General features: G+C 70.0%; 27 protein-coding genes and 1 tRNA gene. 14 read left to right on the forward strand and 14 right to left on the reverse strand.

Going from position 1 to position 26,389, the window contains the following annotated elements; translation table 11 throughout:
- Both ACFY1P_RS18780 and ACFY1P_RS18785 read left to right on the forward strand, forming a co-directional pair.
- The coding region (locus tag ACFY1P_RS18780) for an acetyl-CoA carboxylase biotin carboxyl carrier protein subunit (protein ID WP_390751176.1) at positions 1–498 on the forward strand (498 nt) is incomplete at its 5' end.
- A 300-nt stretch (positions 499–798) separates the two neighbouring features.
- Positions 799–1,680, forward strand: coding sequence for an AfsR/SARP family transcriptional regulator (locus ACFY1P_RS18785; RefSeq protein ID WP_361535779.1), 882 nt, complete (start codon positions 799–801; stop codon positions 1,678–1,680).
- A gap of 623 nt (positions 1,681–2,303) precedes the next feature.
- Here ACFY1P_RS18785 and ACFY1P_RS18790 read toward each other — a convergent pair.
- A complete protein-coding gene (locus ACFY1P_RS18790) occupies positions 2,304–3,557 on the reverse strand; it encodes an MFS transporter (RefSeq protein WP_361533931.1) in 1,254 nt (417 codons plus the stop codon).
- Positions 3,558–3,704: 147 nt separating this feature from the next.
- Here ACFY1P_RS18790 and ACFY1P_RS18795 point away from each other — a divergent pair, with 147 nt between their 5' ends.
- Positions 3,705–4,628: a LysR family transcriptional regulator gene (locus ACFY1P_RS18795; RefSeq protein WP_390751177.1), complete on the forward strand. Its 924-nt coding sequence runs from the start codon at positions 3,705–3,707 to the stop codon at positions 4,626–4,628.
- Between the two features lie 58 nt (positions 4,629–4,686).
- Here ACFY1P_RS18795 and ACFY1P_RS18800 read toward each other — a convergent pair whose 3' ends face one another.
- Positions 4,687–4,818, reverse strand: a complete 132-nt coding sequence (locus ACFY1P_RS18800; RefSeq protein ID WP_361533937.1) for a SapB/AmfS family lanthipeptide — start codon at positions 4,816–4,818, stop codon at positions 4,687–4,689.
- A gap of 556 nt (positions 4,819–5,374) precedes the next feature.
- Here ACFY1P_RS18800 and ACFY1P_RS18805 point away from each other — a divergent pair.
- Positions 5,375–7,456 carry a UvrD-helicase domain-containing protein gene (locus tag ACFY1P_RS18805; protein ID WP_390751178.1) on the forward strand — a complete coding sequence of 694 codons (2,082 nt, stop codon included), beginning with the start codon at positions 5,375–5,377 and terminating at the stop codon, positions 7,454–7,456.
- Positions 7,457–7,530: 74 nt separating this feature from the next.
- Here the strand turns inward: ACFY1P_RS18805 and ACFY1P_RS18810 are convergent.
- The 4 genes from ACFY1P_RS18810 to ACFY1P_RS18825 form a co-directional block, all read right to left on the reverse strand.
- Positions 7,531–7,620, reverse strand: a tRNA-Ser gene (locus tag ACFY1P_RS18810).
- 79 nt (positions 7,621–7,699) lie between these two features.
- The gene (gene tadA, locus ACFY1P_RS18815; RefSeq protein ID WP_361533943.1) at positions 7,700–8,215 is read right to left on the reverse strand and encodes a tRNA adenosine(34) deaminase TadA; all 516 of its coding nucleotides are present in this window, start codon (positions 8,213–8,215) and stop codon (positions 7,700–7,702) included.
- Between the two features lie 14 nt (positions 8,216–8,229).
- Complete coding sequence (locus ACFY1P_RS18820; RefSeq protein ID WP_390751179.1) at positions 8,230–8,757, reverse strand: hypothetical protein; 528 nt, start codon at positions 8,755–8,757, stop codon at positions 8,230–8,232.
- 222 nt (positions 8,758–8,979) lie between these two features.
- On the reverse strand, positions 8,980–9,276 hold the full coding sequence (locus tag ACFY1P_RS18825) for a hypothetical protein (RefSeq protein WP_361533949.1): 297 nt from the start codon (positions 9,274–9,276) through the stop codon (positions 8,980–8,982).
- Positions 9,277–9,457: 181 nt separating this feature from the next.
- Here ACFY1P_RS18825 and upp (ACFY1P_RS18830) point away from each other — a divergent pair, with 181 nt between their 5' ends.
- Positions 9,458–10,093, forward strand: a complete 636-nt coding sequence (gene upp, locus ACFY1P_RS18830; RefSeq protein ID WP_361533952.1) for a uracil phosphoribosyltransferase — start codon at positions 9,458–9,460, stop codon at positions 10,091–10,093.
- Between the two features lie 236 nt (positions 10,094–10,329).
- On the opposite strand, the gene ACFY1P_RS18835 is transcribed toward upp (ACFY1P_RS18830), so the two are convergent.
- From ACFY1P_RS18835 to ACFY1P_RS18845, 3 genes are all read right to left on the reverse strand, one after another.
- A complete protein-coding gene (locus ACFY1P_RS18835) occupies positions 10,330–11,049 on the reverse strand; it encodes a LytR C-terminal domain-containing protein (protein ID WP_361525856.1) in 720 nt (239 codons plus the stop codon).
- Between the two features lie 166 nt (positions 11,050–11,215).
- Complete coding sequence (locus ACFY1P_RS18840; RefSeq protein ID WP_003986294.1) at positions 11,216–11,512, reverse strand: type II toxin-antitoxin system VapB family antitoxin; 297 nt, start codon at positions 11,510–11,512, stop codon at positions 11,216–11,218.
- A gap of 125 nt (positions 11,513–11,637) precedes the next feature.
- Complete coding sequence (locus tag ACFY1P_RS18845) at positions 11,638–12,264, reverse strand: XRE family transcriptional regulator (protein WP_361525854.1); 627 nt, start codon at positions 12,262–12,264, stop codon at positions 11,638–11,640.
- 82 nt (positions 12,265–12,346) lie between these two features.
- On the opposite strand from ACFY1P_RS18845, the gene ACFY1P_RS18850 reads away from it, so the two are divergent.
- A complete protein-coding gene (locus ACFY1P_RS18850) occupies positions 12,347–13,042 on the forward strand; it encodes a B3/4 domain-containing protein (protein WP_390751180.1) in 696 nt (231 codons plus the stop codon).
- A gap of 81 nt (positions 13,043–13,123) precedes the next feature.
- Here ACFY1P_RS18850 and ACFY1P_RS18855 read toward each other — a convergent pair whose 3' ends face one another.
- The 4 genes from ACFY1P_RS18855 to ACFY1P_RS18870 form a co-directional block, all read right to left on the reverse strand.
- Entirely contained in the window at positions 13,124–13,744 is a 621-nt protein-coding gene (locus ACFY1P_RS18855) for an HhH-GPD-type base excision DNA repair protein (protein ID WP_361525849.1), read from the reverse strand.
- 103 nt (positions 13,745–13,847) lie between these two features.
- A complete protein-coding gene (locus tag ACFY1P_RS18860) occupies positions 13,848–13,979 on the reverse strand; it encodes a DUF6126 family protein (RefSeq protein ID WP_361525846.1) in 132 nt (43 codons plus the stop codon).
- 97 nt (positions 13,980–14,076) lie between these two features.
- On the reverse strand, positions 14,077–14,283 hold the full coding sequence (locus ACFY1P_RS18865) for a DUF5988 family protein (protein WP_361525843.1): 207 nt from the start codon (positions 14,281–14,283) through the stop codon (positions 14,077–14,079).
- A gap of 117 nt (positions 14,284–14,400) precedes the next feature.
- Positions 14,401–15,582 carry a serine hydrolase domain-containing protein gene (locus ACFY1P_RS18870; protein ID WP_390751181.1) on the reverse strand — a complete coding sequence of 394 codons (1,182 nt, stop codon included), beginning with the start codon at positions 15,580–15,582 and terminating at the stop codon, positions 14,401–14,403.
- Between the two features lie 1,248 nt (positions 15,583–16,830).
- On the opposite strand from ACFY1P_RS18870, the gene ACFY1P_RS18875 reads away from it, so the two are divergent.
- The 8 genes from ACFY1P_RS18875 (at position 16,831) to upp (ACFY1P_RS18910) (ending at position 25,533) form a co-directional block, all read left to right on the forward strand.
- Complete coding sequence (locus ACFY1P_RS18875; protein ID WP_390751182.1) at positions 16,831–20,688, forward strand: amino acid adenylation domain-containing protein; 3,858 nt, start codon at positions 16,831–16,833, stop codon at positions 20,686–20,688.
- Positions 20,675–20,899, forward strand: coding sequence for a tautomerase family protein (locus ACFY1P_RS18880; protein WP_390751183.1), 225 nt, complete (start codon positions 20,675–20,677; stop codon positions 20,897–20,899). The genes ACFY1P_RS18875 and ACFY1P_RS18880 overlap by 14 nt, the downstream gene beginning before the upstream one ends.
- Before the next feature lie 82 nt (positions 20,900–20,981).
- Positions 20,982–21,923, forward strand: a complete 942-nt coding sequence (locus ACFY1P_RS18885) for a pseudouridine-5'-phosphate glycosidase (protein ID WP_390751184.1) — start codon at positions 20,982–20,984, stop codon at positions 21,921–21,923.
- Positions 21,924–21,970: 47 nt separating this feature from the next.
- A complete protein-coding gene (locus tag ACFY1P_RS18890) occupies positions 21,971–22,654 on the forward strand; it encodes an HAD family hydrolase (RefSeq protein ID WP_361525830.1) in 684 nt (227 codons plus the stop codon).
- Between the two features lie 2 nt (positions 22,655–22,656).
- On the forward strand, positions 22,657–23,127 hold the full coding sequence (locus ACFY1P_RS18895) for a DMT family transporter (RefSeq protein WP_361525827.1): 471 nt from the start codon (positions 22,657–22,659) through the stop codon (positions 23,125–23,127).
- Positions 23,128–23,130: 3 nt separating this feature from the next.
- Entirely contained in the window at positions 23,131–23,583 is a 453-nt protein-coding gene (locus tag ACFY1P_RS18900) for a DMT family transporter (RefSeq protein ID WP_361525825.1), read from the forward strand.
- Entirely contained in the window at positions 23,576–24,769 is a 1,194-nt protein-coding gene (locus ACFY1P_RS18905; protein WP_390751185.1) for a questin oxidase family protein, read from the forward strand. Before ACFY1P_RS18900 ends, ACFY1P_RS18905 begins: the two co-directional genes overlap by 8 nt.
- 131 nt (positions 24,770–24,900) lie before the next feature.
- Positions 24,901–25,533, forward strand: a complete 633-nt coding sequence (upp, locus tag ACFY1P_RS18910; protein WP_390751296.1) for a uracil phosphoribosyltransferase — start codon at positions 24,901–24,903, stop codon at positions 25,531–25,533.
- Between the two features lie 71 nt (positions 25,534–25,604).
- On the opposite strand, the gene ACFY1P_RS18915 is transcribed toward upp (ACFY1P_RS18910), so the two are convergent.
- Positions 25,605–26,054 carry a hypothetical protein gene (locus ACFY1P_RS18915; protein WP_361525817.1) on the reverse strand — a complete coding sequence of 150 codons (450 nt, stop codon included), beginning with the start codon at positions 26,052–26,054 and terminating at the stop codon, positions 25,605–25,607.
- Positions 26,055–26,389 lie beyond the last annotated feature (335 nt).

Consider the following 26,389-nt stretch of genomic DNA (forward strand, 5'->3'; position numbering starts at 1 on the left):
CACCGCGCCGTCGTCACCGACCCCGCCTTCACCACCGACCCCTTCCACGTCCACACCCGCTGGATCGAAACCGAATTCGTCAACGAGATCCCGCCATTTTCCGCGGCCTCATTGGACGAGGCCGAGCCGGAGACGCGCGAGACGGTCGTGGTCGAGGTCGGCGGCAAGCGGCTGGAGATCTCCCTGCCGTCCTCGCTGGCGACGGCCCTGGGACGTACGGCCGCCGCGGGCGGCGCCAAGCCGAAACGGCGGGTCGCCAGGAAAGCCGGAGCCGCCGCCTCGGGCGACGCATTGACCTCCCCAATGCAGGGCACGATCGTCAAGGTCGCGGTCGAGGAGGGTCAAGAAGTCGCCGAGGGTGACCTCGTCGTGGTGCTGGAAGCAATGAAGATGGAACAGCCAATTAATTCCCACCGTGCGGGCAGGGTCAAGGGCATAAGTGCCGAAGTGGGCGCTTCTGTCTCCTCCGGCGCCGTCATCTGCGAGATCAAGGATTGACCAGCTTTATTTGACGAATTCCATGCACTTCTGGAGAGCGTCTGGTGTCTGTCTGGGCCGGCCTTGTGGGCTGGCCCACAGCACCGGGAGGCGCGGGACGGACCGGCCCGTGGTGCTACGTGAGGTAACTGCAACGCAGGTCAGGGCAGTTGGCTGACGGCCGCCGCGCCGTCCGCGGCGATGTCGGACTCGTTAATTCCGTTACCTTGGATGCAGTCTGTCAGGTCGCGCTGTAGGTTTCCCCTCATGCCTAAGGGTCCCGCTCTTCGCGGACGGCCCGTAAACCGGGGGGTTAGGTTCATGCAATTCTCAGTGCTCGGCCCATTGCTGGCCACCGATGACGGTCTGCCTTTCACGCCCACGCCGCCCAAGCAGCGGCAGCTGCTCGCGTTGCTGATTCTGAATTCCAACCGTTCGGTCTCCGTGGACGCCTGCATCGAGGAACTCTGGGACCAGAATCCTCCACAGAGCGCCTATTCGACCCTGCACACCTATGTCCTCCACCTCCGCATGGCCATGAGCAGGATTCCGCGCATCGGATCGCTGGGCGAGGCGAAGCGGATCCTCCAGACCGCCAACTACGGTTACCGCCTCGTCGTCGAGCCCGGCGGCACCGATCTGGAGCTCTTCGAGGAGCACGTCCGTACCGCCCGTGCCGCGCTGGCCCGGGAGGACGACCGCATGGTCTCGGCCACTTTGGACAAGGCGCTGAAGCTCTGGCGCGGGCCCGCCCTGGCGGACATCCCCCTCGGCCCCCTGCTCCAGGGCCGGGCCACGGTCCTCCAGGAACAGCGCCTCCAGGCGCAGGAACAGCGCATCGAGGCCGACCTCCGCCTCGGCCGCCACCACGAACTGACCACCGAGCTCGCCGAGTTGACCGTACGGCACCCCACGCACGAGAACCTGCACGCCCAGTGGATGCTCTCCCTCTACCGCTCCGGCCGGGCGGCCTGCGCGCTGGACGCCTTCCACCGCCTGTCGAACACGCTCGACCGCGACCTGGGCATCTCACCGTCGCCCCGGATGCGCGCCCTCTACCAGGCCGTCCTGGACAACGACGAGTCGCTCGACCCACCGACGGCCACGGCTCGGCCCATGGCTCTCGACCTGGGCCGTCGGGTGATCTCCCAGCAGCGCCGCGTCGTCCGCCGCACGTCGCGGCAGCGCGGCATTCACCGGTAGGTGTGCCGACTGTGCGGGTGCGTTGCCGCCTGCGGCGGGGCGGCCTCAATCGCCGGCCGGGCTGTGGTTGTGGGTGCCGGGGGTGGGGCCTCCGGGCTGAGGACCTGGAACGCGGTGCGGGCACCGTAAGGCGTTTTGGGTGCCCTGATTCACGCACCGCGTTCCAGAACCCCACCCTCCGACCCCACCCCCTCCCGCCGGTGGGTGAGATCAGGTTGTGGGGTGCACCGCGCTTTTCCTTTCAGTCGGTCCGGGGCGACCATTCCAGCCCGGGCGCGCCAGCCTTTTCTTTTCGCCGGGCGCGCCATGCTTTTGTTTTTCAGCCCGTTGGGGGCACCTCTGGGGGCACCCCCGGACGGAGTCTGGGGGAGGTAGCTGGGGGAGTGTGAGGACGCGCACGCAGTGCGCTCCCGCCGCTGGGGGCACCTCTGGGGGCACCCCCGGACGGAGTCTGGGGGAGGTAGCTGGGGGAGGCAACGGACCCGCAGCTCGGGGTCTGGGGCAGAGCCCCTCTGGGGCAGAGCCCCCCACGCGGCGGAGCCGCACATGAGATGCAGCCGGGAAGGGGCGGGGTGGGGGAAAAGCCAGCCGCAGGCGACAACGCACCCTGTACCCGGGGCAGGCTACGCCATGCCGCCAGCCCCCGTAGCGACAGACGTCTCGCGCGGCGGCACCCCCGTGGAGCCCTCGCCGGACGGAGCGGCGGGGCCGCCGGACGGGCCGGGGCCGAACACCCCTACGGCGAGGGCCACGACCGTGAGCGCGGCGCCGCTCCACAGCAGCGAAGTGATGCTGACGGCCTCCACGACGATGCCACCGAGGAAGGCGCCAAGAGCGATGGCGGCGTTGAAGACTCCCACGTAGAGCCCGGTGACGTGCTCGACGCGGTGCGGCGCGGACCGCGTCATCCAGATCTGGCCGGAGACCGACAACCCGCCGTAGGACAGGCCCCACAGGGCGATGGCGACGCCCGCGACGCCTGCGATGCCGCCGAGGAGTGCGAGCAGTGCGATCGAGGCGCCGATGCCCACCGTCAGGCCCACCACCGTGAGCCGCGTGCGGCGTGCGGCCAGGGCACCGGAAGCGAAGTTGCCGATCAGCCCGAAGAGACCGTAGACCAGCAGAAGCAGGGCGATGGTGCCAGGTGCCGAACCGGTGCGCTCTTCGAGGACGGGGCGTACATAGGTGTACGCGGCGAAGTGCGCGGTGACGAGGAACGCCATCAGCACCAGTCCGGCGGACACCGGGGCGTTGCGGAGCAGCGGTTCGCGGCCGGTGCGGCCGTCAGTGCCGGCCGCGCCGGCCGGTCGGGGAAGGTGCGGAAGGGCCCGCAGCAGCCCCACCGAGAGGAGCAGCGCGACGACGGACAGCGAGCCGAACGCGACCCGCCAGCCGAAGGTGTTGCCGACGAGCGTGCCCAGTGGCACGCCGATGACCGAGGCCGCCGCGACTCCGCTGATGGAGAGGGTCACGGCGAGGGTGGCGTCGCGGGGCGCCACGAGCCGGGGCGCGACGGCGGAGGACAGACCCCAGACCGTCCCCATCCCCAGGCCGAGGACGACGCGGGCGGCGACAAGGAGACCGAAGCCATGGGCGACGGCGGTCAGTGTGTTGCCGGCGAGCAGGACCACCATCGCCACGGCCAGCACCACGCGCCGGTCGAGGTCCCTCAGCAGGCGGGTGACCGCCGGGGCGGTGACGGCTGTCACCAGGCCGGTGATCGACAGGCTGAACCCGGCCGAACCCTGGCTGATCCCGAGGCCGTCGGCCATCGGAGTCAGCACGCCGACCGGCAGCATTTCCGATGTCACGACCACGAACGTGCTCAACGACAACACGACGACCGCCACCCACTGCCAGGGTGTGGTGCGTTCCACCAGGGATACGGAGCCTTGGACCGACGTAGGTGAACTCATGGTGCCAGCCAAGCGATGCGGCAGCGGGTGAACAACACCGATCTCCTCAACGATCGATGAGCTACGCTGATCGATGGGTTGCCGCGCGAGGGGCCCGGGAAGGGTGCCGTGAACCAGGTCCACGTCCAGGAGATCGAGTGCCTGCTCACGCTGGCCGAGGAATTGCACTTCGGCCGGACGGCCGTACGCCTGGGGTGTTCCCAGAGCCGGGTCAGCCAGCTTCTCGCAGGCCTCGAACGGCGGATCGGTGTGCGACTCGTCGAGCGCACCAGTCGCCGGGTGGAACTGACCAGGTTCGGCGCGCAGTTCGTCGATGAGGTACGTCCGGCCTACGCGGCGCTGGTCACCGTGTTCGCCCAGGCGCATGAGCGTGCCCGCAGTGGCGCCCTGTGCCAGCTGCGCATCGGCTTCAGCGGCAGCGTCTACGAAGAAGTCACCGAAGCCTCGCGCCGGCTGCGCGCCGACCACGAAGTCACCGTGCTGCTGAGCGAGATCCCCCTGGGGTCGCCCTTCTCCGCCGTACTCGAAGGGCGGCTCGACGCCGCTGTGGTCGAACTCCCGGTCAGTGATCCCGCGCTGACCGTCGGATTCCGTTTTCCCCCGCAGGACCGGCTGCTGGCCGTGGCCACATCCCATCCGCTGGCCGACGACGGCCGTGTGCACGTGGAGGAGCTCGCCGGCCTGGACGTGCTGCGCCCGACCGGAGACGCCCCGGACTACTGGATGGCCGCCCGCGTGCCACGCACCACGCCCGCGGGAGCGCCCATCCGCTCCACCACGGCGATCTCCACCATCCAGGAAGGACTCGGCCTCGCGGCCGCCGGCGACCACGCCATGCTGATCTGCCGTCCCCTCGCCGAGCGCGTCACCAGGAGCGATGTGCGCTACGTCGTGATCGACGGCCTCGACGAGCCGTCGCAGATGGGCCTGATCTGGCGCACCGACCGCACCACACCACAACTGACCATGCTGGCCGGCTTCCTCCGCGAGGAATACTCCCGGGTCACGGCCGCCGAGAAGCTCGCCGTCTAGCTGTGCGGGATTCCGGGCGGTGGGGAGGGGCGCTTGCGGCAGGTGGCCCCACTTTTTCTCAGGCCAGTTCTTCCGGTTCCTCGGGGCAGAGCAACAGGCTGACGTCACTGGTGCCGACGCTGGCCCCGAAGTGCTGGAGCGCCTCTTCGTCCGGCCCGGGCCTCATGGCTTGCAGGTCAAGGAGAACCATTCAGTACCACCTCCACCTTCATGGTTGCCCATCGCGGTGAGCCCCACCGGCCTCGCACACCCGCGCGCCCGGATGCCAGGCGCGTGCGCCCCTCGCCTCCGGCCGAACGCCCCGCCCTGCGACCGGCGTTCGGTACCGCCCACGCCCGGACGGCGGCCGCGGCGGGGGTTCCGCGGCCGCCGGTCAAGGGGAGCGGCCCACTCCATTTTGGCCCCGCTCAGCCGCCGGGCACGGCACCGGCCTTGGGCGCGCGGCCGAAATCTGTCATCAGGAGGCCCCGACGGCCGGCGTCGCGTACAGCCACGTCAACCGCTCCGTGCGGAAGCCCCCGGCCATCCGGCCGCCCGCCGTGGCCCCTACAGAGGGCAGCAGTTGAGGGCGTCGGCAGGGTCGCCGCGGGCCCTGCGGATTTGGCCGGAACCAGCCGTACGGCCAGTCAGTCACGTCGCCCTCTCCGGTTTCCCGGAGTGTAAGCGGCCCCCGCAAGGAAGATGACGGACTGTCACAACGCCGGTACAGCGCTTTATGATCACAACTCCGACGGGAGGGGGCGCAGATGGCGGCAGGTGACTCGGCCTCGCGCAGGGCGCAGGAGGCGCGGCGGCAGGAACGGCTGCTGCGGGAGCAGTGGCAGGCCGCGCGCCGGGAGGCCGGCCGGTGGGAAGCGGCGAGCGAGGGGGAGCAGCGGGTCGCCGCGCAGCTGCTCGTCCTCACGGAGCGCGGCTGGCGGTTGCTGGTGGACCGGCGCTGGCCGGGGACGCGCTCCGCCAATGTCGACATGCTGCTGGTCGGTCCGGGTGGCGTCTTCGTCATCGACGTCAAGAACTGGCGATCGCGCCCGGAGGTCTCGGACGGCCACCTGAGCGCCGGGGGCGAGTCCCGCGACAGCGACTACGGCAAGCTGCTGGCCGTGACGAAGGCGGCCGAGCAGGCGGTCTCGGCTCTGGGCATGTCACCGGTGGCCGTCCAGCCCCTGATGGTCTTCGCCGGGCAGCGGGTGAGCGGCGCGCTCGGACGCGTGCGGCTGCTGGGCGAGGGCGAGGTGGGGCCCGCGCTCCTCGCCGAGCGGGTCCGGCTGCGCCCGGCGGTGGTCCGCGCCATGGCCGACCACCTGGAGCAGGTCTTCCCGGCGTACGAGGGGTCCGCTGTCGAAGTGGCGGCACCCGCGTCTCCGCAGGGGCGCGAAGACGACGACAGTACGGGCCTGTTCGACGTCGAGAAGCTGCGCGATGCCGCGATGGCGGCGGCCCGCGAGGCGCCGATCGAGGAATGGATGACCTTCCTCGACCCCGACCAGACCGGCCTGGTGGGCCGCCGGTGGTCGGGGCCCGCGCGGATCAGCGGGCCCGCGGGCACGGGCAAGACCGTGGTCGGGCTGCACCGCGCCGCCCACCTCGCGCAGCGGACCAGCGGCCGGGTCCTCTACGTCACCTTCGCGAAGAACCTGCCGCGGGTGCAGGGCACCTTCCTGAGGACCATGGCGCCGGCCGTGGCCCATCGCGTCGACTTCCGCAGCCTGCACGCCTGGGCCCAGGAATTCCTCCACGAGCGCGGCATAGCCAGCCGCCTGCACAAGGAGAAGGCCGACACGGCCTTCAGCCTGGCCTGGAAGGGCGTGGGCCGCGACAGTTGCCTCGGCGCGATAGAGGCTCCACCCGGCTACTGGCAGGACGAGATCCGCTATGTGATCAAGGGGCGTGGGATCACGGCGTTCGACGAGTACGCGGTGCTGCCCAGGCGGCGCCGGTCGACGAGCCTGCGCCGCACCCACCGCGAGGCGGTCTGGGCCCTCTACGAGGAGTACGAGCGGATCCGGAAGGACCGCGAGGTGCACGACTTCGACGACATCCTCGCCCTCGCCCTGGAGGAGGCCCGCGCGCACCCGGAGCGGTCGCCGTACGGAGCGGTCGTCGTCGACGAGGTCCAGGACCTCAGCCTGGTAGGCGTCCGGCTCCTGCACGCGCTGGTGGGCGACGCCCCCGACGGTCTCCTCCTGATCGGTGACGGCCAGCAGGCCGTCTACCCCGGAGGGTTCCGCCTGTCGGACGCGGGCATCGACATCCGGGGCAGCCGCGGGCAGGTGCTGCGCGTCAACTACCGCAATTCCAAGGAGATCCTGGACGCGGCCCTGGCCGTGGTCGCCGAGGACGCCTTCGAGGACCTCGACGGCGTACGCCTCCCCGGGCGCCGGGAAGTCGATCCGACCTACCACGACGGTCATGTCGTCCGCGTGACGGAAGCCACGGTCGCGGAGCACGACCAGGCGCTGCTGGAGGCGCTCCGCGCCGACGCCGCGTCGCGGTCCGCGCGGCCCTGGGCCGACGCCGCGGTGCTCTGCCCCTCCTGGGCCGCCCTCAAGCACTACCAGCGGCTCCTGACCCGGGCGGGCATCCCCGTGTGCCTGCTGGAGCACTACGACGGGCAGCCGGTGGACGGCCTCAAGCTGGGCAGCTACCGGCGGGCCAAGGGCCTGGAGTTCAAGCACGTCTATCTGCCCCGGCACGACGACGCCCTGCACGGCGGCGCCCCCGGCAGCGAGAGCGCGCACGAACGCCGCGAACTCGCCCGCAGCCAGCTCTTCGTCGCCATGACCCGGGCCCGTGACTCGCTCTGGCTCGGCAGCGTCCACGAGCGGTGACCGTGCGGAGGCCGGTCGGAGGCCGGTCATGCAAAACACCCCTCCGGCCGTTCGCACGGTCGGAGGGGTGTCGCTGGCGGTAGCGGTGGGATTTGAACCCACGGTGGAGTTGCCCCCACACACGCTTTCGAGGCGTGCTCCTTAGGCCGCTCGGACACGCTACCGAGAGAGAGCTTAGCGGACGTTTGCCCGTGCTCTGAAATCGCGTCCCGTTCGAGGGGGTGCGAGGGGCTCCGGTGCGGGTCAGCGGGTGCGGAAGAAGTCCGTGAGGAGGGCCGAGCAGTCGTCCGCGAGGACGCCCGCGACGACCTCCGGGCGGTGGTTGAGACGGCGGTCGCGGACGACGTCCCAGAGGGAGCCGGCCGCGCCCGCCTTCTCGTCGACCGCGCCGTAGACGACGCGGTCCAGGCGGGAGAGGACGATCGCACCCGCGCACATCGTGCACGGTTCCAGGGTCACCACCAGGGTGCAGCCGGACAGCCGCCATTCGCCGACGGCCCGCGCGGCGTCGCGGATGGCGAGCACTTCGGCGTGGCCGGTCGGGTCGCCGGTGGCCTCGCGCTCGTTGCGGCCGCGGCCGATGACGGAGCCGTCCGGGGCCAGGACCACGGCGCCGACCGGTACGTCACCGGTGCCGGGGGCCAGCGCGGCCTCCGCCAGGGCGGCCCGCATCGGAGCGCGCCAGGGATCCCGTACGGGGTCGGGGGCGGATACGGGATCGCTCCGGTGGCCGGACCGGCCGGGGACGGCTTCGTTCATCGCACCAGTGTGCGTCAGCGGACGGCCTCCAGGACCTCGGTGCAGCCGAGCGCGTCCGCGATGCCGCTCAGCGCGTCCCCGTCGAAGGACCGCAGCTCCCGCGAGCCCACGCCGAGGTCGTCGAGGATCAGGTGGTCGCCCAGCGGCCCGGCGGGCACCGGCCGGGCGGCGTCCGGGGCGTCGGCCTCGTCCTCGTCCGGCTCGGGCTCGCCGTCCTCCGTGCCGTCGAGGTCGGGGAGGCTGCCCAGGTCGCCCTCGGCGTCGTCGCGGCCGAGCAGCTCGTCGGTGAGCATCGAGCCGTAGGCGTTGCGGCGGGCGGCCGCGGCGTCGGAGAGGTAGACCCGGGGGTCGTCCTCGCCGTCCACCCGGACGACACCGAACCAGGAGTCCTCCTGCTCGATGAGCACCAGGACCGTGTCGTCGTCGACCGAGGACTCACGGGCCAGGTCGGCGAGGTCGGACAGGCTTTCCACGTTGTCGAGTTCTGTGTCGCTCGCTTGCCACCCGTCTTCGGTGCGCGCGAGCAGTGCGGCGAAGTACACCGTGACTCTCCCACTGGTCATAGGCGGTGCCGGGCCGGACGGGGACCACCCCGCCCACTCGGAATCGTGGCAGAAACCCGGCCGTTGCGAGAGGTCTTCCGCGCTGCGTCGTGCAGCAGTCCGAAGAGATGTGCCTCACGTGGGCTCCGTACGGGCGTCGCGGGTACGGGCGTGTCGCGCCGGGGACCGGCCGGCGGACGGCGGGACGGGACCGCGGGCGGCTCACCAGCGGAAGGTCCGCATCCGCATCTGCTGCCGCATCCGGGCGGCCCGCGCCCGGCGCGGCTGCACCCGGTCGCGCAGCTCCTTCGCCTCGTTGAGCTCACGGAGGAACTGCGCCCGTCTGCGCCGGCGCTCCGCGTCGCTCTCGTCCTCCGGGGACCGCGTATCCCCGGAGGCGTCGACGGGTCCGCTCCCGTACGTCTCGGGGCCGTACGAGCCGCCCGGGGTGTCCGGGTCGCACGCCGTGCCCGCCGTGTCTGGTGTGTCTGGATTCTCGCGGATCTCGCGGTCAGCCATGGGCAGCACCACCTCGCGCCGAGGGTCTCGCCCGGGGTGACAGACCGGGCGTACGTGCCCACTTTCCCCCTAAGTGGTGGTTTGATGCCAGTGCTGCGACAGACTGCCGGAGGGCTCCGCGCACCAGCTGCCGCCGACCGCGCGGGAGCTGGTGCCCGAAAGACCGGTTAATGTCGATGTCATGCGGATCCACGTCGTCGACCACCCGCTGGTGGCGCACAAACTCACCACGCTGCGCGACAAGCGCACGGACTCTCCCACCTTCCGGCGTCTCGCCGACGAGCTGGTCACCCTGCTCGCGTACGAGGCCACGCGCGACGTGCGCACGGAGCAGGTGGCCATCGAGTCCCCGGTCACGGCGACCACCGGCGTCAAGCTGTCCCACCCGCGCCCCCTGGTGGTGCCGATCCTGCGGGCCGGTCTGGGCATGCTCGACGGCATGGTCCGGCTGCTGCCGACGGCCGAGGTCGGCTTCCTCGGCATGATCCGCAACGAGGAGACCCTCAAGGCGGAGACGTACGCGACCCGGATGCCGGACGACCTCTCGGGCCGCCAGGTCTACGTGCTGGACCCGATGCTTGCCACCGGCGGCACGCTGGTCGCGGCGATCAACGAGCTGATCGAGCGCGGCGCGGACGACGTCACCGCGATCACCCTGCTCGCCGCCCCCGAGGGCGTCGAGGTCATGGAGCGCGAGCTCGCCGGTGCGCCGGTGACCGTGGTCACGGCCTCCGTCGACGAGCGGCTGAACGAGGACGGCTACATCGTCCCGGGCCTGGGCGACGCGGGCGACCGCATGTACGGCACGGCGGGCTGACGCCCCCGGCGAAGAACGAAGGGCCCCCGGGCGGGAGCCCATGACGCACTGAGGCCGGCCGGTCCCGAAGGACCGGCCGGCCTCAGTGCGTGGCCTCCTCCCGTACCACCGCTGCGCGGCGGTGTCCTCCAGCCGGACGGACCAGGGCCGGCGGGTGCGCATTCCGGCACGTCGGGGGCGCCCCGCCGCAGGCGGCGGACGGCCCGGGGCCGCTCACCGCGCCGGGCGGTGAGCGGTCAGCACTTGGCGGGCGCGGGCGCCTTCGAGGACGGGGGCTGCGACGGCGACGGGGACGCCTCCTGCGAGGGAGCCTCCGAGGCCGGTTCGCCGCCCATCTCGGTGAGCGCCCGGTCCGCGTCCTGCTTCGCCGCGAGTTCCTTGTACTCGGCGCCGAGGATCAGGTCGACGTCCTCGCCCGTGCGCTGGTCGTTCTTGACCTCCGTGCCGCCCAGCTGGGTGCCGAGCACCTTGAGCGAGCCGTCGGCGATCTCCGGGGCGCCCAGCAGGAGCCCCACGCCGCCGACCTTCTTGTCGTAGAGCTCGGGGGCGTTCCCCACCTTGCCGATCTTGAAGCCGCGCCGCTTCAGCTCGTCCGCGGTGATCTTGGCGAGCCCGCCGCGCGGCGTGGCGTTGTAGACGTTGACGGTGATCTCGTCGGGCCTGGGCAGTGGCTTGGGGGCGTCCGCCTCGTCGGCCGAAGCCGGCTTGCAGTCGCCCTTCCCGTTCTTCGTGCTCTGGCCGCCCTTGCCGTGTGCCGCCTGTGTCGTCTCGTCGCTCCCACCGGAGAAGACGTCCACGAGCTGGAGCGTCCCCCAGCCGGCCAGCGCGAGCGCGGCGGCGACGGAGACGGCGGCGAGCACGATCCTGCGGCGATTTCCTGGGCGGCGCATGTGCGGGAAGCGACGGCCCGTGATGCGGTACTTTCCGCCCATGCCGGGAGGGGTGAGCATGCTCATGGGCGCAGCGTAGTGCGGGGCGGAGCCGCTGCCTACTAGATGATCAACAGGTTCGCGTACGCCAACCCGAAAGGCCGAACAGCGGCCGGGATCAGGCGCCATTCGGGGCCGCCCGTACGGGTGTTGACCTGTCGGCTGATCAGTCGGGGTGGTCGGCTCGGCCGGGTCAGCCCAGTTCGAGCACGCGCGCGTGGAGCACCTGGCGCTGCTGGAGCGCGGCGCGCACGGCGCGGTGCAGACCGTCCTCCAGATAGAGGTCGCCCTGCCACTTCACGACGTGGGCGAAGAGGTCGCCGTAGAAGGTGGAGTCCTCCGCGAGCAGGGTCTCCAGGTCGAGCTGCTGCTTGGTGGTCACCAACTGGTCGAGCCGCACCGGGCGGGGGGCGACGTCGGCCCACTGCCGGGTGCTCTCCCGGCCGTGGTCGGGGTACGGCCGCCCGTTTCCGATGCGCTTGAAGATCACACGGAAAGCCTACCGGGCCAGCGGTCCCCGGCGCAGCCACGGCGCGGGAGTGCGAAGGGGGCAATCGGCCGCATACCGGAGTGAAGTCCGTGCGGGCGGCCGGAAATAACGGGTTCCGGCGGCGGTCAGCTGTTCGGTGGTACGAGCACGACGCCCGTGTACGCGACGGCGGTCGTCCCCCGGTTGGCGTAGGAGTGCGGGCGGTCGCCGGCCATGCGCAGCCCGTGGCCCGCGGGCAGGACGGCCTCCTGGCCGCCGACGGTGACCGTCAGCGTGCCGTCGAGGACGTGCAGGAGCTCCACCGTCCCGGCGAGGTGGGCCTCGCTGTGGTGCTCCTCGCCGGGCGCGAGCCGCCAGTGCCACAGCTCGCCGCCGGCCGGCTGGGTGGTGCCGGTGACCAGGGTGCCCGAGCCGCCGTCCGGGCCGCTCCACAGGACGGGCTGGTCGTCGGGCGGCGACGGCTGGAGCAGGGGGGCGGCGGGCTGCTGGAGCAGGTCGGTCAGGGGCACGCCGAAGGCGTCGCAGAGGCGGATCAGGGTGGCGAGGTTGGGGTTGGAGCGGGCGTTCTCCAGCGCGACGAGCATGCCCTTGCTGACGTGCGCGCGCCCGGCCAGCGTGTCGAGGCTCCAGCCCCGTTCCTTGCGCAGCGCGCGGGCGCGGGCGGCGACGGCCTCCATGACGGACCGGTCGTCGGCGGGCCCGGCGCCCTCCGGGGCGGGCCGGTCGTCGGCGGGCGTGCTGTCGGAGCTCATGCCGCCCATCTTCCCGCAACTTCGACTTCCGGTCGTTCGGTGTTACCGTCAAGTGCAGTGGAATGACCAACAGGAGGCCGGTATGACGGTGGATCTCGACTCGGTGGCCGGGAGCGTGCGGGTGGACGACGCCGTGCGTGCCCTGCGGCCCGACTTCGCCGTTCTGGTGATCGCGGCGGACGGGCTGCCGACGGGCCCGACCGACGCCTGGTCGCGCGGCCTCCTCAAGGACGCCGCCGGGACCGCCGCCGGCCTGGACGTCACGGCCGAGCCGCACATCGCCGCCTGGCGGCAGGCGTACTCCGCGTTCGGCGCCAAGCCCGGCCGCACCCGCAACAGCGCCGAGGCCCTGATCCGCCGGGCGCCCGCCGGGCTGCCGGAGGTCAATCTCCTCGTCGACGTCTACAACGCCGTCTCCGTCACCCACCGCCTGCCGGTCGGCGGCGAGGACCTCGGCGCGTACGAGGGCGCACCGCGCCTGGTCCGCGCCCGTGGCGACGAGCGCTTCGACACGGTGGCGAGCGGCGAGCACGCGGTCGAGCACCCGGAGCCGGGCGAGGTCGTGTGGTGCGACGACCTGGGCGTCACCTGCCGCCGCTGGAACCACCGCCAGTGCGTCCGCACGCGGATCACCGAAACGACGACCTCCGCGCTCTTCCTGCTCGAACGGCTCGACCCGCTGACCTTCGAGGAGCTCGACGCGGCGTCCGGTGACCTCCTCGGGCGGCTGCGCGAGCGCGCCCCCGGGCTGCGGTCCGTCACCCGCCTCGTGCGCTGAGCCGCCGCCCACCGGATCGCGAAGCGGCGGCCGGGCGGGACGGCACCACCGGTCGCGTACGCCCGGCCGCCGGCCGGTGGTTCACTTCTTCGGCGTCCGGGCCGTCCGCGCGGGCTTCTTGGCGGCGGCAGCCTTGGCCGCCCGCTTCATCTCCTGCTTGTGCGCCCGCACCTTGGCGAGCGACTCGGGCCCGGTGATGTCCGCCACCGAGCGGTAGGAGCCCTCCTCGCCGTACGCCCCGGCCGCCTCGCGCCAGCCCTCCGGTGCCACGCCCAGCCGCTTGCCCAGCAGCGCGAGGAAGATCCGGGCCTTCTGCTCGCCGAAGCCGGGCAGCTCCTTCAGCCGCTCCAGCAGCTCCGCGCCGCTGCCGACGCCGCTCCACACGGCGCTCGCGTCACCGCCGTAGTGCTCGACGAGGTACTGACAGAGCTGCTGGATCCGCTTGGCCATCGACCCCGGGTAGCGGTGCACCGCCGGCTTCTCCGAGAGCAGCGCCGCGAACGCCTCCGGGTCGTACGCGGCGATCTCGTACGCGTCCAGGTCCTCGCGGCCCAGCCGCTGGGCGATGGTGTACGGACCGGAGAACGCCCACTCCATGGGGATTTGCTGGTCCAGCAGCATGCCGGTCAGCGCGGCGAGCGGGCTCCGGCCGAGCAACGCGTCGGCCTCGGGCCGCTGGGCGAGGTGAAGGGTGATGTCCATGCCCCGATGATCGCGCCGGGGCGGGCGCGCGGTGCGGTCCCACGCCCCGGGGGAACCGGGGGAACCGGGGGAACCGTGGGGCCTGTGAGGTCCGTGGGGACGCTCACTTGTCGGCGTGGCCGCCGAGATAGAACAGCAGCATGATGAAGCCCGCGAAGAGGTGGGTGACGAAGACGTAGACCAGGACGCGCAGGGCGACCTGCTTCTCGCGCCACTTCTCGCTCTCAGCGGCCATCGCGGGCCTCCCTCACTCCGGGACGGCCCCGGTGACCTTCGCGATTCTATCGCTGCGGTGTTCGATCACCGGGGCCGTCCCGGAGCGGCGGACGTGGCTACTCCGCGATCTCCGTGCGCTCCCACCACTCGTAGACGACCAGCCGGCCGTCCTTGGTCTCCTGGTGCCGTGACGTGACCTTGAAGTGCTCGTACCCGCCACGGAACGGGATCTTCAGCTCGACCCCGGGCGGCGTGATCGGCACGACGCGCTCGGGCAGTTCGTCCGGCCCACCTTCGAGGAATGCTCTGGCAGCGCTGCTCATGCCCCAGTCTTCCCACACAACCTCGCACCGCCGCTCCCCGGCACGCCGACGGCCGGCGACCCCGGGAGCCGGATCTTCCGGGCGGGCCGTTGACGCCGGGTGGGGCGGGCGTACGGCTCAGTGCCGCTCGGGCGCCTGCTTGGTGACCGCGTCGGCTATGCGCCGCGTCATCTGTCCCTGCGTCTGGTCCCGGTGCGTGGGGTTGAAGGAGCACTCCACGCGGCGCTCGCGGTCCTTGGTGGAGAACATCGCGGAGTTGTAGCCCCACCGCTCACCGGTCTTGCCCCACAGGGTGACCCCGTTCACGGTGACCGACTGGAGGCCCATGCTGTACGAGGCGGGGGAGCCGTTCGTCATCCGCACGTCCGGGGACGGCAGGGTGAACATCTTGTCCAGGACGGGCTTCGGGAGCAGCTTGCCGGAGAACAGCGCGGAGACGAAGCGGTCCAGATCGCCGGTGGTGAAGATCATCTCGCCCTCGCCCCACGCCTCCGACTGATTGAAGTCGGTGGCGTCCTTCAGCGTGCCGTCGGACATCGCCAAGTAGCCGTGCACGTGCGGCCCGTGGATCTTGGGGTCGTTGCCCGGGACGGAGGTGTTCCGCAGCCCGAGCGGGCGCAGGACGCGGGCGTCGATCTCCTTGCCGTACGGGTGGCCCGTCACCTTCTCGACGAGCATCGCGGCCAGCACGTAGTTGATGCCGTGGTACTCCTGCTCGGTGCCCGGCGTGAACTTCAGTGGACCGCGGGTCGACACGGCGACGAGCCGCTCCGGCGTCCACTGGTCGTTCCGGTGATCGAGGACGTGCTCCGGCGTCGACATGTCCGGCACGTCCGGGCCGGTCGCGTCGGGGAGGCCGCTCGTGTGGTTCAGCAACTGGCCGACGGTGATGGGGGCGTAGTCCTTCGGCAGCAGGCCCGGCAGATAGTGCTGGACCGGGGTGTCGAGGCCGACGCGGTGCTCGGCGACCAGCTGGAGCACGGTGGTGGCGATGAAGACCTTGGTGATGCTGCCGATCCGGAACCGGTCGTCCGCGCGCACCGCCCGGCCGGTGCGGAGGTCGGCCTCGCCGGACGTGCCGTACCACTGCCCGGCCGGTCCGCTCACCCGCAGCTGGGCCGCGGTGGCCTGCGGGTGCTGGAGGTCGGAGATCGCCGCGCGCAGCGCCTTGGTGTCGAGGGGCGGCACCGTGGGGCCGGCGGCCGCGGCGCCGCTCGCGGGAAGAGCGGCGGTCAGCAGCAGCGCGCCGGCCACGGAGGCGCCGACCAGGGCGCGGCGGGGCAGGGAGAAGGAGTTCATGGCTCCATGCCGGCGACCGCGCGTCCATTGATCATCCGGGGTCGCCCCCAGTGGACCCGGAGCCGACCCTGAGGCGTACCAGGGGTGCCGGACGCCGGGCCCCAGGGGTCGTACGAGCTTGTCGTGAGGGGTAGTTGACGCATCGGCCGTGAATTCATGAAAGATCGGAGCGAATAATCGATAATCAATCCTCCACTTCTCTAAGGGAGTTGTCGGAAGGTGGCTGCCGACGGGTGGCGTACGGGGTGATCCGGATACGCGTCATGGTGTAGTCGGTGTGCCCGGCGCGGCGCGATAGCCGTCCGTAAAGATTGCCGTCAAGTGTCCGTCAAATGTTTTAGGGACACTTGGAATACGCCCGGACTTTACTTCTCCCGACCCCTCGCCCGCCGGGGGTTACCACGGGTGCCGGGCGTTCCGGTGGAGGCGCGCCACGACCGACTTGATCAGCTGTTACGTCTTCGCGAAGGCCGGAAGGGTGGTAGTGGACAACTCTTGACACACGGCCGGGCAACCCAGAGGATCAGCACACCGGTTCACGACGACAAGCGATCGGAACCCGGCCCTCCGTTCAGTGGCCAGGATCCCGTCGGCTGTGCTGTCCAGCCGGTCAGTTGCTCTATACATGGGGGGAAGGATCCGGCATGGATCACAAACGAGTCGCCGCGCACTGATGCCGTCGCCGCGATAATTCGCGCACATTCATGACGCTCGGAAAACATTGAGATCGAGCGCCGATTCCGATGAATGCGTTCGGCGCCGCAATTTCTGACGAGGGTCGCCCCGGGGGTGGATTCCGGGTGCCCGCATTCGTCACTGCAAGGGTGTTGCCTGGGGGCGGCATGAAAGACCTTGTCGACTTCCATTCGTTCAACTCCTGTCTCAGTCCACACAGTTGCCAACCCAGCCCGCTCCGCACGCCGTCGCCAACGGAGCCGACGGCGGCAGGGGCCGGCGCCCGTAGGGCCCGAGTGGCCCCGGGTGCCGTCGTGTGTCACGTCCGGGGCCTTCCTCAGGCCGCGGCCTCGCCGTGCCCTCGTCCGCGCGCTTCGTGCCGCGGCCGGGGTCCGGCGCGCCCCGCGCCCGGCGCGGTGTGACGCCACCGCGCGCCGCCGTGTCCGCAGCGCACAAGGCCCGGTGCCGGCCGTGCGCGGATCCGGCCCGGCGCATGGGGCGAGCTGCCCGAAGCTCTTGATCCTGCCTGGCCTGACCGGCGAGAACAGCCTGGTCACTAAGGAGTTCAGCGAAATGGACCACGCATTCACCGGAGGCGGTCGCCTCACCGACCGTCTCCCCGACCTGCTCCGGGAACAGGCGAAGCAGCACCCCGACGACATCGCAGTTGTCCAGGCGGACAGCACCCTCACCTATCGCGAGCTGGTGACACGCGGCTCAGCTCTGGCGGCCCACCTGCGAAGACTCGGCGTGGCCGCGGACACGTGCGTCGGCCTGTTCGTCGAGCCGTCGATGGAGCTGATGATCGGCGCCTGGGGCATCCTGTTCGCCGGGGGCGCCTATCTGCCGCTGTCGCCGGAGTACCCCGAAGAGCGCCTGCGGTACATGATCGAGGACACCGGCACCCAGGTGATCTTCTGCCAGGAGCACCTCACGGCGCGGCTGGCCGAACTCGCCCCGCACGGCACGCGGATCGTCACGCTGCGGGACGTCGAGGCGGCCACGGCCCCGCGCACGGGCAGCGAGCGCGAAGAGCCCGGCAGCGGCCCGCGCCCGGACAGCCTGGCGTACGTCATCTACACCTCCGGCAGCACGGGCAAGCCCAAGGGGGTGATGATCGAGCACCGCAGCATCGTCAGCCAGATGCGCTGGCTGCGCGAGGCCCACGGCATCGACCGGAGCAGGACCGTGCTGCAGAAGACGCCGATGAGCTTCGACGCGGCGCAATGGGAGATCCTCGCCCCGGCCTGCGGCAGCAAGGTCGTCATGGGGGACCCCGGCATCTACCGGGACCCCGAGCGGGTCGTCGAGACGATCGTCCGGCACGAGGTCACCACGCTCCAGTGCGTCCCGACCCTGCTCCAGGCGCTCCTGGACACCGAGGAACTGCACACCTGCACCTCCCTGGCCCAGATCTTCAGCGGCGGTGAGGCACTGACCAGGAACCTCGCGGTGGAGTGCCTGGAGGCCATGCCGCGGTGCGACCTGATCAACGTCTACGGGCCGACCGAATGCACCATCAACTCCTCGGCGTTCACCGTGGACCGGGACACCGTCAAGGAAGGGCCGCACGCGATATCCATCGGCGCGCCGGTGCACGACACGCAGTACCTCATCCTGGACGAGCAGCTCTCGCCGGTGGCCGCGGGGGAGATCGGCGAGCTCTACATCGGTGGCATCCAGCTGGCGCGCGGATATCTGCACCGGCCGGACCTGACCGCCGACCGCTTCATCGAGCACCCCTTGGCGGACGGCGGCCGGGGCGGCAGGCTCTACCGCACGGGCGACCTCGCGCACTGGAACGCCGACGGCACGGTGCAGTTCGCGGGCCGCACCGACAACCAGGTCAAGCTCCGGGGATTCCGCGTCGAACTCGACGAGATCAAGCTGGCGATCGAGACTCACGACTGGGTCAAGAACGCCGCGGTCATCGTGAAGAAGGACCCCCGCACCGGCTTCCAGAACCTCATCTCCTTCATCGAGCTCAACCCGAAGGAAGCCGCGCTGATGGACCAGGGCAATCACGGTGCCCACCATCAGTCCAAGAAGAACAAGCTCCAGGTCAAGGCCCAGCTGTCGAACGCCGGTTGCCGGGAGTCGCAGGAGCTCGACGGCAAGCCGACCGTCACTCTTCCGGGCGCGACACCGACCGCGGAGCAGCAGGAGCTGGTCTTCGCCCGCAAGACCTACCGCTTCTACGAGGGCGGCCCGGTCGGGAAGGCCGACATCCTCCGGCTGCTCGGCGACAAGATATCCGGCGCCGCCCCCCGCGACGTGAAGGACCTGGGCCTCGCCGAATTCGGCGAGATCCTGCGGTACTTCGGGCAGTACCCCAGCGAGGAGCGGCTCCTGCCGAAATACGGCTATGCCTCTCCGGGCTCGCTGTACGCCACGCAGATGTATCTGGAGCTGTCCGGGATCGCCGGTCTCGAACCGGGCTTCCACTACTACCACCCCGTGCACCACGAACTGGTGCTGATCCGCGCGGGCGCCGAGAGCGACACCCCACGGATCAAGGTCCACTTCATGGGGAAGAAGCGGGCCATCGAGCCGGTCTACAGGAACAACATCCAGGAAGTCCTGGAGATCGAGGCCGGGCACATGGTCGGCCTCTTCGAGAAGATCCTCCCCGCCCACGGCCTGAACATCCAGGACCTGGAATTCACGCCTGCCGTCGTTGAGCATCTGGAGTGCGCGGAGGAGGACTACTACCTGGGCACGTACGAGATATCCGGGCAGGCCGTGCCGCGGCCGGACGACCTTCTCGACATCTATGTGCAGGCCCATCCCGGAAAGGTCGCGGACCTCCCGGCCGGGCAGTACCGCTATTCCGACGGTGACCTGGAGCGGATCTCTTCCGAACTGGTCCTGAAGAAGCACGTCATCGCGATCAACCAGCAGGTCTACGAGCGGGCGAGCATCGGCATCACGGTGCTGAGCCGCACCCCCGAGGACTGGCGCAGCTACATCGACCTCGGCCGCAGACTCCAGCGGCTGGAGATGAACGACGTGGACCTGGGCTTCATGTCCTCCGGCTACAGCTCCAAGTCCGGCCATCCCCTCCCGTCGGCCCGGAGGATCGACGCGATCCTGAAGGCGGACGGCAGGGAAACCGGCCCTTCCTATTTCTTCGTCGGCGGCCGCGTGAGCGAGGAGCAGCTGCGCAGCCGGGGAATGAAGGAGGACACCGTCCACATGAAGGGCCCGGCGGAGCTGGTCCGGGACGACCTGAGCAATTTCCTGCCGGACTACATGATGCCCAACCGCGTCCTGGTGCTGGACCGGATGCCGCTCACCGCCAACGGCAAGGTCGATTTCAAGGCGCTGGCCGAGCGGGACGTGGAGCTCGTCGACCGGCCCTTCATCGCCCCGCGCACCGAGACCGAGAAGCGGATCGGCGAGCTCTGGCAGAAGGGCATGAAGCGGGACTCCGTATCGGTCCAGGACGACTTCTTCGAGGCCGGCGGCAATTCGCTCATCGCGGTGGCGCTCATCAACAAGATCAACCGGGAGTTCGGCTGCTCGCTGCCGCTCCAGGTGCTCTTCGAGTCCCCGACCGTCGAGAAGCTGGCGCGCAGGGTCGACGGCGAGAGTGCGGACGCGTCCTCCCGCCTGGTGCGGCTGCGGCGGAAGGGCTCCCTCAGCCCCGTCTTCTGCTGGCCCGGCCTCGGCGGCTACACCATGAACCTGCGGCTCCTGGCCGACCGGGCGGAGACCGGCCGGCCCTTCTACGGAGTGCAGGCCCACGGCATCAACCCCGGCGAGACGCCCTACGCCACGATCAAGGAGATGGCCGCCGCCGACATCGAGGAGATCCGGCGGCGGCAGCCGGAAGGCCCGTACACCCTCTGGGGATATTCCTTCGGGGCCCGCGTCGCCTTCGAGACCGCGTACCAGCTGGAGCAGGCCGGCGAACGGGTGGAGAACCTCTTCCTCATCGCTCCCGGAAACCCGAAGGTGCGGACCGCCGAGCTGCGCAGGGAATCCACCTATGCCAACAAGGCGTACGTGACGATCCTCTTCTCCGTCTTCGCGGGCGCCATCTCCGGGCCGCTGCTGGAGAAATGCCTGGAGACCGCGCACGACGACGAGAGCTTCGCGGCCTTCATCGGCGAGAACTTCGAGGGCCTCGACCCCGAACTGGTGCGCCGCGTCACCAGGATCGTGCACCGGACCTACTCCTTCGAGTACGCCTTCCACGAGCTGGCCGAGCGCCGCCTCGACGCCCCGGTCACCATCTTCAAGGCGCGCGGCGACGACTACTCGTTCATCGAGAACAGCAGCGGATACTCCGCCACCGAGCCGACCGTGATCGAGCTGGAAGCCGATCACTACAGCTTGCTCAAGGACCCCGACATCGCCGAGCTCACCGACGGGATCGGCCACCGGCTGCGCGCCGGGAAGGAGCAGGAGAACTATGCCGCACATTAACCTCAAGCACTTTCCCGCACCGCTCACCGAAGAGCAGCGCCGCGAGCTGGTCGCGGACCTGACCGCCGCGGTGCGAAAGGCCTTCGGGTGCGACGAAGGGGTGATCTCGATCGCCCTGGAACCGGTCGCGGAAGCGGACTGGGACGAGCGGGTCTACGCCCCCGAGATCGTCGGCCGCAAGGACCTGCTGCACAAGACGCCGAACTACTGACGAACCCCTCGGGGGACGGCCGGACGCCCGGCCCGGCCGTCCCCCGAAGCCGCCGACCCATGACGCGAAACGAGAAGTGACAGTGCGCAACAACCACGCGAACGTACCCCTGGTATTCACCGAAGAGGTGTCCGACGCGATCGGCTCCGGCCTTCCCGTCGTGGCCCTGGAGTCGAATGTCATCACCCACGGGCTGGCCTATCCGCACAACGCGGAGACCGCCCGGAAGGTGGAGGCCGCGGTGCGGGCCGGCGGCTCGGTCCCGGCGACGATCGGCATCGAGGACGGCCGGATCCTGGTCGGGATGACCGACGCGGACATCGAGCGCTTCGCGTCCACCCCCGGCATTCCCAAGGTCAGCAGCCGTGACATGCCCGTCGCGATCGCCCGGGGCGGCATGGGCGCCACCACGGTCGCCTCCTCGCTGGTGGCCGCGCAGCTCGCGGGCATCCCCTTCTTCGCCTCCGCGGGAATCGGCGGTGTGCACCGGGGTGCCGAGCGGTCCATGGACATCTCCTCGGACCTGATCCAGTTCACCCGCTCCAAGGTCGCCGTGGTCTGCGCCGGTGCGAAGAACATTCTCGACCTCGGGCTCACCATGGAGTTCCTGGAGACGCACTGCGTTCCGCTGGTCTCCTACAAGTCGGACGACTTCCCCGCCTTCTACTGCCTCTCCAGCGGATACCGCAGCCCGCACCGGATCGACGACGAAAAGGTCATCGCCCGTGCGATCGAGGCGCATTGGGCGCTGGGCAACGACACCGGATTCCTGGTCACCAGCCCGGTCGACGAGAAGGACGCCATCGACAGCCGCGAGGTCGAGCAGGCCATCGAGGACGCCGTGCTCGCCGCGGAGAAGGAGGGCGTGCGCGGGAACGCGCTCACGAAATTCCTGATGCACGCGGTCGACAAGGTCACCGAAGGACGCTCCGCCAAGGCCAATATGGCGGTCCTCATCAGCACGGCGGAGGCCGCGGGCCGCATCGCGGCCGCACACGCCGAATTGCTGCGCGAGCGCGGCTGAACGCCCGCTCCCCTTCCCCGCACCGCCTCACATTCTTAGGGACTGACATGACAGAGGTCGTAGTCTTCGACCTGGACGGCACGCTCGTCGACACACCCCGCGCGATCGTGGAGACCTTCACGGCGGCATTCGCCGCCATGGAGGTGGCGGCACCGGACCCGTCGGCCGTGCGCGCCACCATCGGCCTGCCGCTGGAGCAGGCGTTCGGCAAGCTCCTGGGAATCGCGCTGGACGACGCCCGCGTCGCCGAGGGCGTCCGGCAGTACCAGCGGCTGTTCCGGGAAATCATCCTCCCCCGAGCCGGGGAACTGCTCTTCCCGGGAGTCGCCGAGGGCCTGAGAGCCCTGCACGAGAAGGGACTTGTGCTCACCGTCGCGACGAGCAAGTTCTACGCGAGTGCCGACGCGCTGCTCACCGCCGCGGGCCTGCGGGATCTCTTCACCGTCGTGATCGGCGCGGACCAGGTGAGCAAGCCGAAGCCCGACCCCGAATCCGGGCACGCCGTCATGGAGAAGCTCCAGGTCACCGCCGACAGCACGGTGATGGTGGGCGACACGACCCACGACCTGCTGATGGCCAAGGCCGCCGGAATGCGCTCCATCGCCGTCACCTACGGAATCCACAGCCTCGAAGAGCTGAAATCGGCCGATCCGACGTGGATCGCCGACTCCTTCGACGAGGTGCTGACGTGCATAGCCGCCGCCCACCCCGGTACGGGCGAGGGCCGGTAATCGTGCTCGGACGGTCGAAGGACTGGCTCGCGGGCATCGCGGGAGGAGTCCTCCTCGCGCTGATGACCAATTACAACAGCCTGCTGGCGAAGCACACTTCGTCGGTGTTCGGTTCGTGGGTCGCCCACGGCATCGGTGCAGTGGCCGCCCTCGTCCTCGTCCTGCTGGCCACCAAGGCATTCCGGTCCGGTGGCGGCAAGCCGGAGGGAGAGCGCGGGAAGAGGCCGCTCTGGTTCTACCTGGGCGGCATTCCCGGCGCCTTCACCGTGATGCTCGCCGCCATCGCGGTGAACAGCAGCCTGGAGCTCTCCGGCACCATCGCGCTCATGCTGGTGGGCCAGGTGGTCTTCGGCATCGTCTCGGACTCCTTCGGCCTCTTCGGCACGCCCAGGCGCCGGCTGGTGCTCGCCGATCTCCTCGTGGTGCTGGCCGTCCTCACCGGCAGCGCCCTCATCATCTTCGGCGGTGAGTGACCGGTGCTCCCCTTCATCCTGCTGGCCTTGCTGAACGGCATGGTCATCGGCACCAGCCGGGCGGTCAACGGCCGGCTGAGCATGGAAATCGGCCCCTTCAGGGCGTCCCTGTGGAATCACGTCGTGGGCTTCCTCTTCCTCACGCTCGTGCTCCTCGTCCTCGGCGACTGGAAATTCGACGACGCCGGGTCCGCGCCCCTGGCCGCCTATCTCGGCGGCTTCTTCGGGGCCCTGTTCGTGGCCGTGAACAGCTATGTGTTCCCGCGGCTCGGCGCGATGAACGCCGCGCTGCTCGTGATCAGCGGCCAGATGATCACCGCGGTGCTCATCGACTTCCACAACCAGAACAAGGCGCCCGGCGCACTGCGCGTCCTGGGCGTCGTCATCGTGATCGCCGGAATGTACTTGTCCAGGGTGACAAGCGCGGCCCGTGAGAAAGGCAAGGGAAATGACTGACGCCACTGTGGTCGAGCAACTGCTGAACGACCGTACGTACCACATCGAGTTCAACGGTCACCTCAGCAACCACGTCAAGCACGCGGTCATCGCCCTCGACGGCCTCGGCGCGAGCCCCGAGCAGATCAAGGCGTACTACGAGAACTACGCGCGGCTGACCACCTACGGCTACGGCCTGGAGCCGCCGAAGGAGTCGAAGTACGAGATCACCGAGGAGAATTGGCAGGACTTCCTCGGGCAGCGCACCAGCTTCTCCGCCTATTGCGCCTTCTTCGACCAGCAGGAGAAGGAGCTGGGCACCGACGAACTCCTGCGCCGCTACGTCCCCGCGCTGCTGCCCGGCTGGGTCGGCGCCTTCACGCACGCCACCATCCACCTGGGCTGGGCGATCGACGCGAAGAACCGGTGGATGACCATCGAGGGCCTCGCGTACATGGCGTTCTCGTACGTCTCCTGCCACCCGGAAAGAGCGGAGGACGGCGGCGCCGCAGGGGAGCGGGCGGTGGATTCCCTGCTCCGTGTCGCGGGCGCCTGGGAGGACGACCGTGACACCCTCCAGAAGTGGGTCCGGGAACTCGTCGGCGACACCGCCGTCGGCATCGCCGAGGGAATTCACCCCGAACTCGCCCGCTCGGGCCTGCAATACCGCATCGCCAGGCTCCTCGGCGCCGGTCACCCGCTGATCTACCGCACGCCCGCGTGGATCGACGAGCAGGACGTCGAGGAGAGCTGGGAACAGCTCTATTACGTGGTGTCCCTGCTCTATCTGGCCGTGCCGGGGGACTTCGTCCTCCTGCACCTGATCACCTCCCTGCACGCGATGGAACAGATCGCGAGCCGGCTGCCCGCCGAGGAGCGCAAGCACGTCGTCAAGTGCTTCTGGATCGGCATGCTCTGCGTCATCTTCTCCGGCGCCGACTTCCCGGCCCGCGCGAAGCTGGCCGGCCTGCACGCGGCCTTCGAAGGCGCCGTCGACGCGGACGTGCCCGAGGTGTGGGCCCAGGACTGGCGGCAGACGATCCTCCGCGCCTTCGAGGAGGACGAGGAGCACAACCCCAAGCTGGTCTATGTGATGCGGCGGATGTGGCAGCGCACCGGCCTCCGGTCCGTCTACCGCGCCACCGCCGGGCAGTTCACGGTGACGCCGGGCCTTCCCCCGTCCTTCGAGCAGCCGCCGACCGAATAGGGATCAGAGCAGGGCGGCGCCGCACGAGGCGCCGGAAAACACATCCGAGGGTGGGGAGAGAAGCCATCATGTCCAGCACGACCACAGCGACGGAGCCGACCGTGTCGATCGAGAAATACCTCGGCGAGAACGTGCACCTGCTGCCGCAGACGAAGCAGCTGCGTGCCCTGCACACGGTCATCCGCGACCGCCACGCACGCCGGGAGGACTTCGTCTTCCATTCGGAGCGGATCATCCGCATGCTCATCGAGGCGGGGCTCGACCTGCTGCCCTTCGAGGAGCGGATCGTCGAGACGCCGGTCGGCCGCGAATACCACGGCCTGCGCTTCTCCGGAAAGCTCTGCGGTGTCCCGATCATCCGCGCCGGAGAGAGCATGGAGGGTGAACTCCGCGCCGTCTGCCGGGGAATACGCATCGGCAAGATCCTCATGCAGCGGGACAAGGTCACCAAGCTGCCGAAGCTCTACTATTCGAACCTGCCGGACGACATCGCCGAGCGGCACGTGCTGCTGCTTGAGCCCATGCTCGCCACGGGCGGCACGGCGCTCGCCGCGATCCAGCTCCTGCTCGACCACGGGGTGAAGGAGGAGAACATCGTCTTCATCAACTTCATCACCGTGCCGGAAGGCATCGCCACCGTCTGCGAGCGCTTCCCGAAGGTGAAGATCGTGACGTCCGCGATCGAGGAGCGGCTGAACGAGAACGCCTACATGATGCCGGGCATCGGCGACTTCGGAGACCGCTTCTACGGCACCGACGCGTGACACGGGCCGGAAGGTCGTACGGCGCGCTGTGAGAGCGTGCCGTACGACCTGGGCCTAGCGCGGGTCAGGGGTTACTTCCACGCCTTGTGGGCGGTGTCCCACTTCTGCCAGTGGCCGTTGACCATGCGCTTCCAGCAGTGCGCCTTCTCGTCCCACTGGGCGTAGCTGTGGGAGTCGTCGTCGTAGCGCTGCCAGCAGTTGCGCTTGGCGTCCCAGTGGTCCTTCTTCTTGTCGACGCCCTTCTCCCAGCCGAGGTGGAGACCGGCGGACTTGCCGTGCTCGCCGGCCTTGTTGTGCTCGCCCTTGCCGTGCTCGTGGCCCTTGCCGTGCTCGCCCTTCCCGTGCTGCTCGTGACCCTTGCCGTGCTCACCCTTGTGGCCGTGCATGGGCGCGCTGCTGGGCGGGGCCGGCTGGGGGTTCGTGCCGGCGTAGGCGGCGGTGCCGGCCGCGGCGGCGATTCCGGACAGGAGGGCGGCCGAGGCGGTGACAGCCGCGATACGGCGCATCGATGCGCGAGACATGCGTTCTCCTTGCTTTGGGCCCCGTGGGGGTTGCTGCCCGACGGGAGCCGTGCTCTTGATGCGCGAGCATTCTTGGTGCCGCGGGGCCCTGGGAAGGGAGAATGGACGGGTTTCCTTCATATGGGTGGACATCGGCCGACGGCCGTGTCGTGGTGCGTCGCGGGGTCCGGACGTCGCGCCGCGGCGGAGGCGTCGCGGTGGGTGGTGACTCCCTTCATCCGTAGGGTATTTGGCGTGAATCGGGCGGCTGGGCCGATTCGTGGCCATGAATGCCCAGCGGTATGTGTGGACATGCGGTGACTCACCCGATCGTGTTCAAGTCCCCTGGCCGGACG

Source organism: Streptomyces sp. NPDC001407 (assembly GCF_042895325.1).
In the GTDB taxonomy this organism is placed as follows: Bacteria; Actinomycetota; Actinomycetes; order Streptomycetales; family Streptomycetaceae; genus Streptomyces.